At 35.5% G+C, this 276-nt stretch carries 1 protein-coding gene; it reads right to left on the bottom strand.

Going from position 1 to position 276, the window contains the following annotated elements:
- On the bottom strand, positions 1–276 hold a 276-nt coding region (locus tag B4920_RS30085), incomplete at both ends, for a DNA adenine methylase (protein ID WP_216820049.1).

The raw sequence follows: 276 nt of genomic DNA, 5'->3' as shown, positions 1-276 counted from the left end.
GTATGCGAATACTGAATGTTGATATGTTCACTTTCTGTTGTTGTTGGTAGTGAACTAAAGAAACCGTCATTCAGGTTTTTATTACACAACATACCAACGGATTTTTTCTCTTCTACTTTTTTCTGTACCCATGAATAACACTGCTTATGCTGTTCATCATTAAAATCTGTTGAATACATAATCGAGCAATCACGGTAAGGCGGATCACAGAACAGGAATGTATTTTTATTAATCTTTACGTCTTCATAGCTTCCACATGTGATCACCGCTTTCTGT

Source organism: Zoogloea sp. LCSB751, assembly GCF_002028455.1.
In the GTDB taxonomy this organism is placed as follows: Bacteria; Pseudomonadota; Gammaproteobacteria; order Burkholderiales; family Rhodocyclaceae; genus Zoogloea.
This window is presented reverse-complemented; position numbering and strand designations above follow the sequence as displayed.